The sequence below is a fragment of the Yoonia sp. GPGPB17 genome, from assembly GCF_037892195.1.
Lineage (GTDB): Bacteria > Pseudomonadota > Alphaproteobacteria > Rhodobacterales > Rhodobacteraceae > Yoonia.
Genome location: NZ_JATACI010000002.1, coordinates 2,054,053 through 2,066,929, shown reverse-complemented (window position 1 = coordinate 2,066,929; position 12,877 = coordinate 2,054,053). Strand labels below are relative to the sequence as shown.

Annotated in this window: 12 protein-coding genes and 2 pseudogenes; 7 read left to right on the top strand and 7 right to left on the bottom strand. The window is 57.6% G+C overall.

Translation table 11 applies throughout. The features are described from left to right. Positions 1 to 318 (top strand): hypothetical protein, encoded by a 318-nt coding sequence (locus QTO30_RS11100; RefSeq protein ID WP_340424199.1) that lies wholly within the window; start codon positions 1 to 3, stop codon positions 316 to 318. 392 nt (positions 319 to 710) lie between these two features. On the opposite strand, the gene QTO30_RS11095 is transcribed toward QTO30_RS11100, so the two are convergent. From QTO30_RS11095 to QTO30_RS11075, 5 genes are read right to left on the bottom strand one after another with little or no spacing between them, the layout of a single operon-like run. Then, positions 711 to 1,601 carry a mechanosensitive ion channel family protein gene (locus QTO30_RS11095; protein WP_340424198.1) on the bottom strand — a complete coding sequence of 297 codons (891 nt, stop codon included), beginning with the start codon at positions 1,599 to 1,601 and terminating at the stop codon, positions 711 to 713. Then, a complete protein-coding gene (locus QTO30_RS11090) occupies positions 1,558 to 1,857 on the bottom strand; it encodes a 4a-hydroxytetrahydrobiopterin dehydratase (protein ID WP_340424197.1) in 300 nt (99 codons plus the stop codon). The genes QTO30_RS11095 and QTO30_RS11090 overlap by 44 nt, the downstream gene beginning before the upstream one ends. Further along, positions 1,854 to 3,038 carry a GNAT family N-acetyltransferase gene (locus QTO30_RS11085; protein WP_340424196.1) on the bottom strand — a complete coding sequence of 395 codons (1,185 nt, stop codon included), beginning with the start codon at positions 3,036 to 3,038 and terminating at the stop codon, positions 1,854 to 1,856. The genes QTO30_RS11090 and QTO30_RS11085 overlap by 4 nt, the downstream gene beginning before the upstream one ends. A gap of 31 nt (positions 3,039 to 3,069) precedes the next feature. After that, positions 3,070 to 3,822 (bottom strand): glycerophosphodiester phosphodiesterase family protein, encoded by a 753-nt coding sequence (locus QTO30_RS11080; RefSeq protein ID WP_340424195.1) that lies wholly within the window; start codon positions 3,820 to 3,822, stop codon positions 3,070 to 3,072. Next, entirely contained in the window at positions 3,819 to 4,280 is a 462-nt protein-coding gene (locus QTO30_RS11075; RefSeq protein WP_340424194.1) for a RidA family protein, read from the bottom strand. Before QTO30_RS11075 ends, QTO30_RS11080 begins: the two co-directional genes overlap by 4 nt. Positions 4,281 to 4,401: 121 nt before the next feature. Here QTO30_RS11075 and QTO30_RS11070 point away from each other — a divergent pair, with 121 nt between their 5' ends. Next, entirely contained in the window at positions 4,402 to 4,782 is a 381-nt protein-coding gene (locus tag QTO30_RS11070) for a hypothetical protein (RefSeq protein WP_340424193.1), read from the top strand. Here the strand turns inward: QTO30_RS11070 and QTO30_RS11065 are convergent. Continuing rightward, positions 4,779 to 6,941, bottom strand: coding sequence for a transglycosylase domain-containing protein (locus QTO30_RS11065; RefSeq protein ID WP_340424192.1), 2,163 nt, complete (start codon positions 6,939 to 6,941; stop codon positions 4,779 to 4,781). The two genes, QTO30_RS11070 and QTO30_RS11065, sit on opposite strands and share 4 nt — an antisense overlap. 279 nt (positions 6,942 to 7,220) lie before the next feature. Here QTO30_RS11065 and QTO30_RS11060 point away from each other — a divergent pair, with 279 nt between their 5' ends. The 5 genes and pseudogenes from QTO30_RS11060 to QTO30_RS11040 all read left to right on the top strand — a co-directional run bounded on the left by QTO30_RS11060 (position 7,221) and on the right by QTO30_RS11040 (position 12,040). Next, complete coding sequence (locus QTO30_RS11060) at positions 7,221 to 7,559, top strand: P-II family nitrogen regulator (protein WP_100368648.1); 339 nt, start codon at positions 7,221 to 7,223, stop codon at positions 7,557 to 7,559. 22 nt (positions 7,560 to 7,581) lie between these two features. Then, positions 7,582 to 8,899, top strand: a pseudogene (locus QTO30_RS11055) (ammonium transporter). Between the two features lie 233 nt (positions 8,900 to 9,132). Then, on the top strand, positions 9,133 to 10,134 hold the full coding sequence (gene dgcN / locus QTO30_RS11050; RefSeq protein ID WP_340424191.1) for an N-acetyltransferase DgcN: 1,002 nt from the start codon (positions 9,133 to 9,135) through the stop codon (positions 10,132 to 10,134). A gap of 81 nt (positions 10,135 to 10,215) precedes the next feature. Next, on the top strand, positions 10,216 to 11,175 hold the full coding sequence (gene dgcA / locus QTO30_RS11045; protein ID WP_340424190.1) for an N-acetyl-D-Glu racemase DgcA: 960 nt from the start codon (positions 10,216 to 10,218) through the stop codon (positions 11,173 to 11,175). Then, a pseudogene (locus QTO30_RS11040) lies at positions 11,172 to 12,040 on the top strand (D-amino-acid transaminase). Before dgcA ends, QTO30_RS11040 begins: the two are co-directional and overlap by 4 nt. Here QTO30_RS11040 and QTO30_RS11035 read toward each other — a convergent pair. Continuing rightward, positions 12,037 to 12,843, bottom strand: a complete 807-nt coding sequence (locus QTO30_RS11035) for an aminoglycoside 6-adenylyltransferase (protein ID WP_340424189.1) — start codon at positions 12,841 to 12,843, stop codon at positions 12,037 to 12,039. The pseudogene QTO30_RS11040 and the gene QTO30_RS11035 overlap by 4 nt on opposite strands. Positions 12,844 to 12,877: the final 34 nt, after the last annotated feature.

Here is a 12,877-nt window from a genome sequence, read left to right as displayed (position 1 = left end):
ATGATGTCCTATTGGTTGGTTCTCACTGCTGTCGGGGCCAGCTTTTCGCTTGGCAGCGTACTGTTAAAACAGTTTGCTGACACGGGTGTGGGCTCGGCTTTGCTCTTTGCTATCCTTGTTCTGGGGATTGGCAATCTGGCTTATGTGCGGCTGCTCGCGCATGGGCTCGGAAACGGGGCTGTATTGTCCAGCATGAGTCAGGTCGTCGCACTATCCATTCTTGGAGCCGTGCTTTTTGGAGAACGCCTCGGGTTGCCGCAATTGGCTGGGTTGGGGCTGGCCATCGTCAGTATCTGGCTCTTCTCGCAATCCCGTTGACGTAGCATGTGGTGGCGACAATGAACGTTCGATGTTCAGTTGGCCTCGCTCCAGCGTCGCTTTCGGTGAGCGTGCGGACTGTTGTTCTGGGCCCGCATCTGGCAATGAAGTCGCTGTGCAGCTGCCACCTCCGCTGACGGCACCGGCATTCTTTCCTGCCACGCACCGATTGGGATGGCTGGTCAATACGGTGAAAACGCTATCGCCAATGCCGCACACCATGAAAACAGGCGAGAAGTCTGGGAGATGCTTGTGCGGCGGGTTGCCGAACTGCTTGAGTATCCCGTATGCCAAGTCTTCCCTCAAAACACTTCGCTGCTTTTAAGACAAAGCTTCGTCAGAATGCCCAATGCGTCAGCTCAGGCAAAGCCACCCTGACGCGGTACTTGGCGTTACCCCTGCACCTGGACCACAGTCCGGGTTGGGAAGGGGATGTCGACGCCCGCACCATCTAGCGCCTCTTTCACCTGCCGTTTCATGTCGGCTTGAAAGGCAAAGTAGTCACCACTGTCGCACCAGACCCGCACCAGAAAATCGACCGAGCTGTCACCAAGGTTGTTGACCTGAATGAACGGCTCGGGGTCTGTCTTGGCGCGCGGATCGGCCAGAATGGTCGATCGGATCGTGTCTTCTGCCAGTTTCAGATTGGCCCCATAGCCCACCCCAAAAACCCACTCCGCCCGGCGCGTGTCATAGCTGGAATAGTTGGTGATCGTATTCCCCCAGACCTGCGCGTTGGGTATGATGATCTGCACGTTACTGACAGCGGCGAGTTCGGTGTAGTTCAGGGTGATGTCTTTGACCGTACCCATTTGCCCGTTCACTTCAACGAAGTCACCGATCTTGATCGGGCGGAAAAAGACGATCATCACGCCCGCCGCCACATTTGACAGCGTGCCCTGCAAAGCCAAGCCGATCGCCAGGCCTGCCGCACCGATAACTGCGACGACAGAGGTCGTCTGCACGCCGAATGTGTTCAGTACAAACAGGAATGCAAAGCCGATGACGACATAGCGCGCCACATTGCCCAGAAAGTTGAACAGTGTGACGTCAAGGTGATCGTACTTCTGCCCCAGCCGGATGATCCTGCGGCGGACCCACCCACCGACGAGAAACCCAACAAACAAAATGGTGAGCGCTGCCAGCACACTGCCGATCGCAGAAACGAAAAACTCAAGTGTCAGCAGGTCCGAAATGGTTTTCCCATCCCAGAGCACGGTATTCAGCAAAGCGTCCAATTCAGCCCCCGGCCAGTTTGTCCAGAATAGTGCCCAGTTTGGCATCCAGCGCGCTTAGGCCACCTGCATCATGCGTCGTCAAGGTCACTTCCACGGTTTTATAGACGTTTGACCATTCGGGGTGGTGGTTCAGCTTTTCGGCATGGATCGCGGCTTGGGTCATGAACCCAAAGGCCCCAATGAAGTTGCCAAAAACGAACTTCTTGTAGATCGCGTCGCGCCCATCCACCAAGGTCCAACCGTTCGCCAAAAGCGGGTCGATGTGTTCTGCGCGCGCGGCGTCGGTCAATTTCTCGGTCATTGGTGATCCTCCATGTCGGTTTTGCGAAAGGGGCCGTAGCTGGTCAGCACTTCGATTTCATTGTCGACGGCATCGCGTTCGGCGTCCAGATAGCGAGCCACTGCATCTTTGAAGCCTGCATCCCCAAACCAATGCAGTGAATGGGTGGCCACGGGCAGATACCCCCGCGCCAGCTTGTGTTCGCCCTGTGCGCCAGCCTCGACCTTGCCCAGCCCGTTTCGGATGGCATAGTCGATGGCGCGATAATAGCAGATCTCAAAGTGCAGGCAGGGGTGATGCTCAATACACCCCCAGTAGCGGCCAAAAAGCGTATCGCGTCCAATGAAATTCAGCGCCCCCGCAACAGGCCGACCATCGCGCAGGGCGAGCACCATCAGCATATCATCCCGCATTGTCTGATGGGCAAAATGAAAAAAATTGCGCGTCAGATAGGGCGTGCCCCATTTGCGGTTACCGGTGTCCTGATAGAAGATCCAGAATGCATCCCAATGCTCGGGCTGTATCTGGTCACCCGTCAGCTCAACAATCTCGCCGCCAAAGTCATTGGCCTGCGCCCGCTCTTTGCGCATATTCTTGCGCTTTCGGCTGGAGAGTGAGCCGAGGAATGCCTCGAAATCCGCATAACCATCATTGACCCAATGAAACTGTTGACCGATCCGGGTCAGCAGGCCCATCTCGGCTCCGGCGATGGCCTCGGCTTCGGTGCAAAAGGTGGCATGGACTGACGACAGTTCGTTGTCCGCAGCAATCTGGACCGCGCCTTGAACCAGTGCCGACATCCCCGTGACCTCGTGTCCGGGCTTTGTTAGAAACCGCCGCCCTGTCGCCGGGGTAAATGGCACAGCGATTTGCAACTTGGGATAATACCGTCCGCCTGCGTTCTCGTAGGCATGCGCCCAGTTGTGATCGAAGATATACTCGCCCTGCGAATGCCCCTTGGCATAAAGTGGCGCTACCGCGATCATCTCGCCATCTTGTTTAGCGGTCACATAGCGCGGCTGCCATCCGCTGCCGGGGCCAACTGAACCGCTGTCTTCCAATGCCTTCAAAAACCGATGCGTCGTGAACGGATCATAGGGCCGCCCATCCACAGCCTCCGGGCAAGCGCAGTCATCCCAATCAGACGCAGCAATCGCGTTGATCGTGGGATGCGCAGTGATTTCGATGGGTGCGTCGCTCATAAGGTGCAACTTGGGCGCATCGCTGGCGGCGTCAAGCCAGATAGCCCTCGAATGTCACATTATCCACGATACGGCGGGCGTCAGCTTCGGCCTGGGGTGACCGAATGGTCCAGGTTAGAATCTTTGCACCCAGCGCCTTCAGCTCTTCCACGCGCGGTCGGTCAAGGTCTGCCGCCTCATGGCTGATAAAGCACGCCCCCACCCGGTCATAATCCGGGATTTCGCGCAACGTGTCCCGGACGTGATCCGGGATCTCTGGCCAGAATATGTCCTGATAGCTTGAGGTCACGATGCCGCGCGGAATACTCGGTGCCAGCTCTGCGCAAACACCCACGGCATGCGGGTTAAATGACATCAAAGCCGCGTCGCCTTTGTAGTCTTGCAATGCCTGACAGGTCGCCGCCTCCAATGGGCCAACGTCAGGGCCCATTGCGCCATCCTGATCCTTGATCTCGATCAGCAAGGGCACCTTGCCCGCCACCATCCCGAGCACCTTGTCTAACGAAGGGATCATACCGCTGTCATCGGTCAGGGCTATCGCTTCCAGCTCTGCACGGGTCCGATCCCGTACAGCGCCGGTTTCCCCGGTCAGCCGGTCCAGTGCATCGTCATGAAATACCATCGCATGACCATCGCTGGTCAGTTGCACATCAATCTCGATGCCATAGCCCGCGTCCAGCGCGGCCTGAATGGACTTCACGCCATTCTCCACACGTCCAGCCTTGCGATCATGCAAGGCCCGGTGCGTGATCGGGCGCGCAAAGAAAGAGGCAGGCAGGGTCATTTAATCTGAAAGATCGCTTCGATCTCAACGGCCACACCGAAAGGCAGGCTCGCCGCACTGACGGCAGAACGTGCATGGCGGCCCTTGTCGCCCAGGGCGGCGACCATGAAATCAGAGGCCCCATTAATGACTTTCGGCTGATCACCAAAGTCAGGGGTTGAGTTGACAAAACCCACCAGCTTCACGACACGCTCCAGACGATCAATCTCACCACCGCAAGCCGCCTTCAATTGCGCCAAAAGACTGATGGCACAGGTTTGCGCCGCAGCCGCACCGGCCTCGGCATCCATATCCGCGCCAAGTTTGCCTGTGATCATGCCATCAGCGTTGGCCGAAATCTGACCAGACACGTAGACCATATCACCCGCGATCACATAAGGCACATAGTTGGCCGCCGGGGCGGGTGCATCCGGCAGTGTCACACCCAGTTCCGCCAGTTTGGTTTCAATCACGCTCATTGCAGGTCTCCTTTAAAGCTTGCGCGGACGCTAACCGGCAACGGGGCAGCGTGCAATCAGGTTGCCATTTCGTCAGGTCATCTGTGTTTGCGGCAATCAAAACGTTGAATGGGGCAGGCGAATGGTCAAAGATACAACTCTGATGCGATACACTTTACCACATATAGCCCTTGCTCTTGCCTGCGGCCCTGCCGCGTTGGGTGCTAGCCCATATGACGGCGTATACAAACAAACGGCCAACGCGGAATGTGCGCTGGTCGGTGTAGAAGGCGGATCGCTCAAGATTGAAGCTGACATCTTTTACGGGGTCGAAGTTGAATGCCGTATGGCGAACCCGACCGCAGTCGAAGATATGGATGCCACGCTTTATGATATGCAATGCACGGGTGAGGGCGAAACATGGACAGAACGTGCCTTGATGATGCCCGATGCCGAAAACACGGGGCTGTACATGATCTGGAACGGCTACGCCTTCCGTTATGATCGTTGCGAAAGGCCCTAGTTTTGCTCGGTCAGAATACTGTCCAGCAGGTTCAAGATATCCTGTGCAGGCGCTTGGCCACCCTGACTTTCCAGAACACCAGTCGCGGCGGGACGCTGCGGTATCACAAGAGGCAGTGGTGTCGGTTGCTTACCACTTAGCACGCCCAGCATCGTCTCGCGCCAGATTGTTGCGGGCAGGCCACCGCCGGTGACGCCTGTCAGGCGGCTATTATCATCATAGCCCATCCAAACGCCCGTGACGTAGTCACCGGTGAACCCGATAAACCAAGCGTCGCGCGACCCTTGCGTCGTGCCGGTCTTACCAGCAATCGGCCAGCCATCAATACGCGCGCGCCGCCCGGTCCCTTCGTCGACGACTTTGGTCATCATCCAGGTCAACTGGCGCGCGGCCTCTTCACGGATGATCCGTTCACCGATGCCCACATCGGTCGCGTCCATCAAAGGTGTATCATCGCCCATCAGGCGCAGGTCCGTCAGCCCGTAAGGCGTCACCCGTGATCCGCCGTTCAGGATGCCAGCAAAGGCACCGGTCATATCCAGCAAAGTGCTTTCAGACACGCCTAGCGCCAGTGCCGGACCAGCCGCAAGATCGCCCTGTACACCAAAACCGTTAGCGACGTCGCTGACCAATCCGCGCCCCACTTCTTCAGACACGAGGATTGCTGGAATGTTGCGGCTACCTGCCAATGCTTCACTCATCGTGACCGGCCCGACAAATTCCCGGTCATAGTTCTCGGGGCACCACTGCGGTGATCCCTGCCGTTCCCAACAGGTCGGAGAGTCGTCAATCATGGCGTAAGGCGACATGCCCAGATCAAGGGCGGCGGCGTAGATGAACGGCTTAAAGGCAGAGCCCGTTTGCCGCAGTGCTTGCGTGGCCCGATTAAATGCGCCAGTTGCGCTGATGTTGCGCCCACCAACCATCGCGCGCACAGCACCGTCAGCCGACATGACAACGATGGCGGCCTGCGCCTCAGATCCTTCACGCACGTCGTTTTCAAAGACCTGAATAAGCGCCCGTTCCGCCGCGGCCTGAATGCGCTGATCCAGCGTTGTGCGGATAATCACATCTTCCGTCGTGTCGCGGGTAAAGAATTCTGGCCCGCTGGCCATTACCCAATCTGCGAAAAACCCGCCAGAGCTGGCGCGCGCGGCCTCAGACAAAGTTGCGGGGTTCAATCTCGCGTCGCGGGCCTCGGCTGCGCTTATATAGCTTTGATCCTCCATCAGACCGATCACAATTGAGGCACGGTCCTGGGCGCGCTGCAGATTGCGGGTGGGCGCATTGGCCGAGGGGGCCGTCAGCAGGCCAGCCAGCATCGCTGCCTGTGCCGGGTTCACCTCCGCCGCTGAAATACCAAAGTAACGCTGGGCTGCGGCCTCAAACCCACGGCTGCCTGCACCTAGGTAAGCGCGGTTTAGATAGATGGTCAGGATTTCTTCCTTGGTGTAGGCCAGCTCCATCCCAACCGAGAACACAGCTTCCCGCGCCTTGCGCCAAAGCGTTGTGCGACGGCAATCGGCTTCATATGCGCGCTCGCTCTCCCACTTGGCGGGATCAAAGGGCACACCAAGGCACAAGAGCTTGGCGGTCTGCTGCGTAATTGTTGACCCCCCGTTGCCAGACAGCGGACCACGCCCTTCGCGCAGGTTAATGCGTACAGCTGACGCAATGCCGCGCGGGGAAATACCAAAGTGGCGGTAAAAGCGCTTATCCTCTGTCGCAACAACCGCGTTATGCAAATGTGGTGAAACCGTATCCGTAGTGACCATCCCGCCGAACTGGTCGCCACGCCAGGCGAAGACCTCGCCCAGCAAATCCGTCATTGTGACCGATCCACGGGTGCGGCCATCGATCAGGTCTGCCATCGCAGGCATTTGCGAGGCAAAGTAGAACGAAAAGCCGCTGATGATCAGGCCGACGACAAGACCCACACGCCACGTAAAGGCCCATATCAGACGGAACAGCCAGCGAAACGGGGTCAGGAACCAGCCGATGAACCCGCGCGGCTTGGCCTTTTTGGGCGTGGCCTTTCGCTTACGGGCGGTGGGTTTCGCCGCTGCTTTCTTGGGTGCGGATTTCTTTTTTGCCGCAGGTTTGCCTGCATAGCGCTTGTCGGCCACCAAAGGGGGCCGCTTTCTGCCATTTCCACTCATGATCCGCTCGATTGACTGCTTTGGGTCTAATTTTCGATCACTATAGCGCCATCCGAACCGAATGTAGAGCATGGATGAGTCGCAATTGGTGCCTTTTTAATTTGCATAATTATTAGGCAAAGTGATCAAATTGTGCAAAAACTGTGCAAAAGGCGATGTTAACGGATCATTATGCAGATGCAGCAATCTTGCCGCGCCGGGTGCCGTAGGCTTTGTCTTTGCGTGCAAGCGGGCGCTGCCGAAACGAGGGCCTGCAAGAGAATTTGCAAGGGGAAGAACGTGAAACTCATCATTGCAACAATCAAACCGTTCAAGCTGGAGGAGGTCCGCGAAGCACTGACCACCGTCGGCGTGCGCGGCATGATGGTATCTGAAATCAAGGGCTTCGGTTCTCAATCTGGTCACACTGAAATTTACCGCGGTGCGGAATACGCAGTGAATTTTGTGCCAAAGGTCAAGCTTGAGATCGTCGTGCAAGACAGCATGGCCGAACAGGTCGTATCCACCATCGCAACCACTGCCAAGACCGAGAAGATCGGCGACGGCAAGATTTTCGTTCTCGACGTTGAAAGCGCCATGCGTGTGCGGACCGGCGAGACCAATGATGACGCGCTTTGATCGCGGAATGAGGGACAAAACTATGAAACTTACCAAGTATCTATCAGTTGGGGCGGCACTGACGCTGCTACCAACTTTCGCGCTGGCGCAGGATGCCGCGCCGACCTTTGATGAGATCGGCCCTTACCTGATGACCACATTGCTGTTCTTGATCGGTGGCTTCCTTGTGTTCTGGATGGCCGCTGGTTTTGCCATGCTGGAAGCAGGGCTTGTGCGGTCCAAGAACGTTACAACACAGCTGACCAAGAACATTGCCCTCTATTCGCTATCGGCAATCATGTATTGGCTGGTGGGCTTTAACCTGATGTACCCCGGCGACGCCTGGATCGTCCCCGGCTGGTTCGGCACATTCGCCCCAACGTCGCTGGAGCCCGTGGGCTTGGCCGCTGCTGATGCAGCACTCGACTACGCCTCTGTTGCGTCTGACTTCTTCTTCCAGTTGATGTTCTGCGCGACAACAGCATCGATCGTGTCCGGTACAATGGCGGAACGCGTCAAACTGTGGCCCTTCCTGATCTTCGTGGTCATCCTGACCGGTCTGATCTACCCAATTGGTGCCTCCTGGCAGTGGGGTGGCGGCTGGTTGTCCGAGATGGGCTTCTATGACTTCGCAGGTTCGACTGTTGTGCACGCAGCAGGTGGTTTCGCGGCTCTCGCAGGTGCGATCATCCTGGGTGCCCGTATCGGCAAGTACAAGGATGGCAAAGTGATCCCGATGCCGGGTTCAAACCTGGCACTCGCAACACTGGGTACATTTATCCTGTGGCTGGGTTGGTTCGGCTTTAACGGCGGTTCGCAGCTGGCTGCGGGGACCGTAGGCGACATCACAGACATCGGTCGTATCTTTGCCAACACCAATATGGCAGCTGCGGCTGGTGCTGTTGCGGCGCTGATCATGACCAATGTGATGTACAAAAAGCCTGACCTGACCATGGTGCTGAATGGGGCGTTGGCCGGTCTGGTCTCGATCACAGCCAGCCCGCTAGAGCCCACACTCTTTGGCGCGCTCTGGATTGGTGCGGTCGGTGGTATCATCATTGTCTTCGCAGTGCCATTCCTCGACAAGCTCAAGATCGACGACGTGGTCGGTGCGATCTCTGTGCACATGATTGCTTAGCTTCTGGGGCACTATGGTCGTGCCGGTCTATGCGGATGCAAGCTTTGGAACCCAGTTGGTTGGTTTCATCGCCATCGGCGGTTTCACCTTCGTGGTCAGCCTTGTGGCCTGGGTGGTCCTGAAAGGCGCCATGGGTATTCGTGTCTCTGAACAGGCCGAGATCGACGGTCTCGACGTGTCAGAGTTGGGCATGGAAGCCTATCCTGAGTTCGCAAAAGGCTGATACCCTTCCTATCGGCTTTCACTTACCCGGGCGTCCGCGCCCGGGTTTTTTGTTGGGCTATGGATATTCTATCCACCTGAAGCGCAGTATCCGTTGTTTCTTCGACAAACAGGTGGCCTAACGCAACAAACTGTCGCTATTGATGTCTTGATCGACCCATTCTGCGATGAAATTGCATGGAATTGTTCGATACGTTCGCGTGAATGCGATCTCTTTTTTGGTGGAACCCTGTCATGATCCAGACCCCTTATCTTTTGTTCCTCGGCGATGCCCCCGATCAGCTTGCAGCCAAGGTGGCCCAAGGGATCAAGGACTGGCGCCCTGAGAATGCTGTCGGTCAATACCGGATGCCGGGCTGTGGTGCCGATGTGGGTATCGGTGACATGACCTTGGAAGAGGCCCGTGCCGCCGGTGCACAGACCCTTGTGATTGGTGTGGCCAATCGCGGTGGCTATATCTCAAAGGCCTGGAAAGAGGTGCTGGTGAAGGCCTTGCAAATGGGGTTTGACATTGCCTCTGGCCTGCACAACTTGCTGCGCGACGAAGACGAGTTGGTTGCGGCTGCTCGTGTCAACGGGCGCACGCTGTTTGATGTGCGTATTCCCTCAGTGGCGTACCCCATTGCAAACGGTAAAAAGCGGACCGGCAAGCGTTGCCTTGCCATCGGCACCGATTGCTCGGTTGGGAAAATGTACACCGGTCTGGCGATGGACGCTGAAATGCAGCGCCGTGGTATGAAATCCACTTTCCGCCCCACTGGGCAGACGGGCATTCTGATCACCGGGGGCGGCGTGCCCTTGGATGCCGTGATCGCTGACTTCATGGCTGGTGCCGTTGAATATCTGACCCCCGATAACGATGCTGATCACTGGGACCACATTGAAGGGCAGGGCAGCCTGTTCCACGTGTCTTATTCCGGCGTTACCATGGCCCTGATCCACGGCGGTCAACCAGATGCGCTGATCCTTGCCCATGAGCCGACCCGGACCCACATGCGCGGTCTGCCGGACTATGATTTACCCAGCCTTGAGACATTGCGCGACACGGCCTTGCCAATTGCGCGGGTGGCCAACCCCGCTTGTCTGATCGTCGGTGTTTCTGTGAACACCCAGCATCTGTCCGAGGATGAGGCACTGGCCTATATGTCCGAGGTGGAAGCGCGGATGGGCCTGCCCACGGTGGATACCTTCCGTCAGGGGGCCGCGCGTTTGGTGGACGCCCTGGAGGCAGTTTAAATCTGTGGCTTCTGGGCGAACGTGGCGAATTGACTTTTAAGCCTCCGGCGGAGGTATTTTTGAACATGAGAAGAGAGCTTGATGCAGATTTCCGTGGCGCGCGATGTTTTTCAACTGGCTCAAGTTTTTACAATCAGCCGTGGGTCGCGCACGCAGGCTGAAGTCTTGACCGCGACGATTAAGGGTGGCGGGTTTCACGGGCACGGCGAATGCGTGCCCTATGCCCGCTATGGCGAAACGATGGACAGTGTGGCCGCCCAGATCGCAGGGTTCGATGGCGCCTGGCCCGATCTGCCCGACGCGTTGCCTGCCGGTGCCGCCCGCAACGCGCTAGATTGTGCCTACTGGGATCATGCCGCCAAGAAGGCGGGCAAACGCGTCTGGGACCTTTTGGGTCTGCCTGCGCCGCAACCCGAAATCACCGCCTATACCCTCTCGCTCGACACGCCCGAGGCGATGGAGCAACAGGCCGCTCAGAATGCGATGCGTCCGCTTTTGAAGATCAAACTGGGCACGCCTGACGACATGGCCCGTCTTGAGGCGGTGCGCCGTGGTGCCCCTGACGTGCCGATCATCGTGGATGCAAACGAAGGTTGGACCGCCGAGGTCTACGCCGATCTTGCCCCGCATCTGATCCGCCTTGGTGTGCAGATGGTCGAACAGCCCCTACCTGCGGGTCACGACGATATTCTGGCCGAGATCGCGCGCCCTCTGCCTGTGTGCGCCGACGAAAGCTGCCATGACCGCGCCAGTCTGCCCGCCCTGCGCGGCAAATACGATATGGTGAACGTCAAGCTGGATAAGGCCGGTGGTCTGACTGAGGCGCTGGCGCTAAAACGTCAGGCTCGCGCTGAAGGCTACAGCGTCATGGTCGGCTGTATGGTCGGGTCATCGCTTGCCATGGCTCCGGCCACAATCCTTGCGCAAGGTGTGGCTTTCACGGACCTTGACGGGCCGCTCTTATTGGCCGAAGACCGTGCTGAACCTTTGAAATTCGATGAATATGGCGTGCACCCGCCCGCCGCAGCACTTTGGGGATGACCATGCGCACAGTCTATGTCAACGGCGAGTACCTGCCGGAAAACGAAGCCAAAGTGTCGATCTTTGATCGCGGGTTTCTGATGGCAGATGGGGTGTACGAAGTGACCTCGGTGCTTGACGGCAAGCTGATTGACTTTGCGGGCCACGCCAAACGGTTGGAACGGTCTTTGAATGAACTTGATATGCCGCATCCCGAGGTCCTGCCAGACCTGCTGGACATCCACCGCGAGCTGGTCCGCCTCAACGGGATCGAAGAAGGCATGATCTATCTGCAGATCACCCGCGGCGCCCCGGATGACCGCGATTTCGTCTTTCCTGACCCTGAGGCAACGACACCCACCGTTGTTCTTTTCACCCAAAACAAACCCGGCCTTGCCAACAGCCCTGCCGCCCAAAAGGGCATTAAAGTCATCTCCATCCAGGATCAGCGTTGGGCGCGTCGTGACATCAAGACCGTGCAATTGCTCTTCCCTTCGATGGGCAAGATGATGGCCAAGGCCATGCCGGCGTCGACGATGCTTGGATGGTTGAGGATGGGGCCGTGACCGAGGGCACCTCGAACAACGCCTACATCATCAAAGGCAACACGATCATCACCCGGCATCTGGGCAACGAGATTTTGCACGGGATCACCCGTGCCGCTGTGCTACGTTTTGCGCGCGAGGCGCAGATGCAGGTCGAAGAGCGCAGCTTTACGATTGCTGAGGCGCAGGATGCGGATGAGGCGTTCATCACCTCAGCCAGTACATTCGTGATGCCAGTGGTCGAAGTGGACGGGGTGGCCGTTGGTACAGGCACACCGGGGCCAGTTGCGGCGCGGTTGCGTGAGATCTATCTGGACGAAAGCCGCAAGGTGGCGATCTAACTGATATCATATGGCCGTTCGACGCCGATTGTCTCCTTCAGTTTTTGCCAGGTTGCCGCTTCAAACTGTTCCGGCCAATCAATCCCCAGGACCTTTGCACGTTGACGGGCGCGGGGCAGATAGGCGGCAGCGTAGGCCAGATGTGTCGAGATCATACTGTCCCGGTCCGGCAGGGCGGGTGGTAACCCGATCATCAGGGCTTTCTGTTCATCAGTGATCAACCGGTTGAGATGCAACACACCGCCCCGGTTCGGGGCGTTTGTCTCCGCGATCAATAACTCTACCAGCTTGTTGCGCAGGTGGAACACACCTAGCACGCCGTTGATGTATTCTTCGCGCCCGGCTGCCAAATGCAGCAAACCAAGAACCCGAATGAACTCTTCCACTTGATAAAGGAACCTTGCGGGGTTCGGGATAGGCGGCAGCGTCGTCTGAGGCAACGTGCTGTAAATCCCATCATGATCAAACAACGGCTTCAGCGTGTCTTGCGCATGGGCCCGCATCTGTTCCGGTTTCAGGATGATCAGATCGGTGCGAGTCCAATCTGCCGTAATGGCATTGATCAAAACCGGCACCGTCGTACGATCCCACCACAGAACGATGTTGCCAGTTTTGCCGACCGCCTCTTTCCACAACGCGGCAATGGAATCGGTCGCGCCGTCCTCGGTGACTATGACAAAGTCAATATCACTATAGGCGTCTGCCATCCCATTGCCGTAGCTGCCGCTCAGAAACAGCGCCTTGACACCTGGCGCGTTACGCGTGGCTTCTGTGATTGTCCGGATGGTCTCATTGTGGGTCATGGCAAAGGGGACCTCATGGCACACTGTGTCGGAT

Bases quoted from the DNA above. Each gene is read 5' to 3' on its own strand.
- dgcN (WP_340424191.1), top strand. From the start codon at position 9,133: ATGATCCAGACCCCTTATCTTTTGTTCCTCGGCGATGCCCCCGATCAG.
- QTO30_RS11100 (WP_340424199.1), top strand. From the start codon at position 1: ATGATGTCCTATTGGTTGGTTCTCACTGCTGTCGGGGCCAGCTTTTCG.
- QTO30_RS11095 (WP_340424198.1), bottom strand. From the start codon at position 1,601: ATGCCAAACTGGGCACTATTCTGGACAAACTGGCCGGGGGCTGAATTG.
- dgcA (WP_340424190.1), top strand. From the start codon at position 10,216: ATGCAGATTTCCGTGGCGCGCGATGTTTTTCAACTGGCTCAAGTTTTT.
- QTO30_RS11035 (WP_340424189.1), bottom strand. From the start codon at position 12,843: ATGACCCACAATGAGACCATCCGGACAATCACAGAAGCCACGCGTAAC.
- QTO30_RS11080 (WP_340424195.1), bottom strand. From the start codon at position 3,822: ATGACCCTGCCTGCCTCTTTCTTTGCGCGCCCGATCACGCACCGGGCC.
- QTO30_RS11070 (WP_340424193.1), top strand. From the start codon at position 4,402: ATGGTCAAAGATACAACTCTGATGCGATACACTTTACCACATATAGCC.
- QTO30_RS11090 (WP_340424197.1), bottom strand. From the start codon at position 1,857: ATGACCGAGAAATTGACCGACGCCGCGCGCGCAGAACACATCGACCCG.
- QTO30_RS11085 (WP_340424196.1), bottom strand. From the start codon at position 3,038: ATGAGCGACGCACCCATCGAAATCACTGCGCATCCCACGATCAACGCG.
- QTO30_RS11065 (WP_340424192.1), bottom strand. From the start codon at position 6,941: ATGAGTGGAAATGGCAGAAAGCGGCCCCCTTTGGTGGCCGACAAGCGC.
- QTO30_RS11075 (WP_340424194.1), bottom strand. From the start codon at position 4,280: ATGAGCGTGATTGAAACCAAACTGGCGGAACTGGGTGTGACACTGCCG.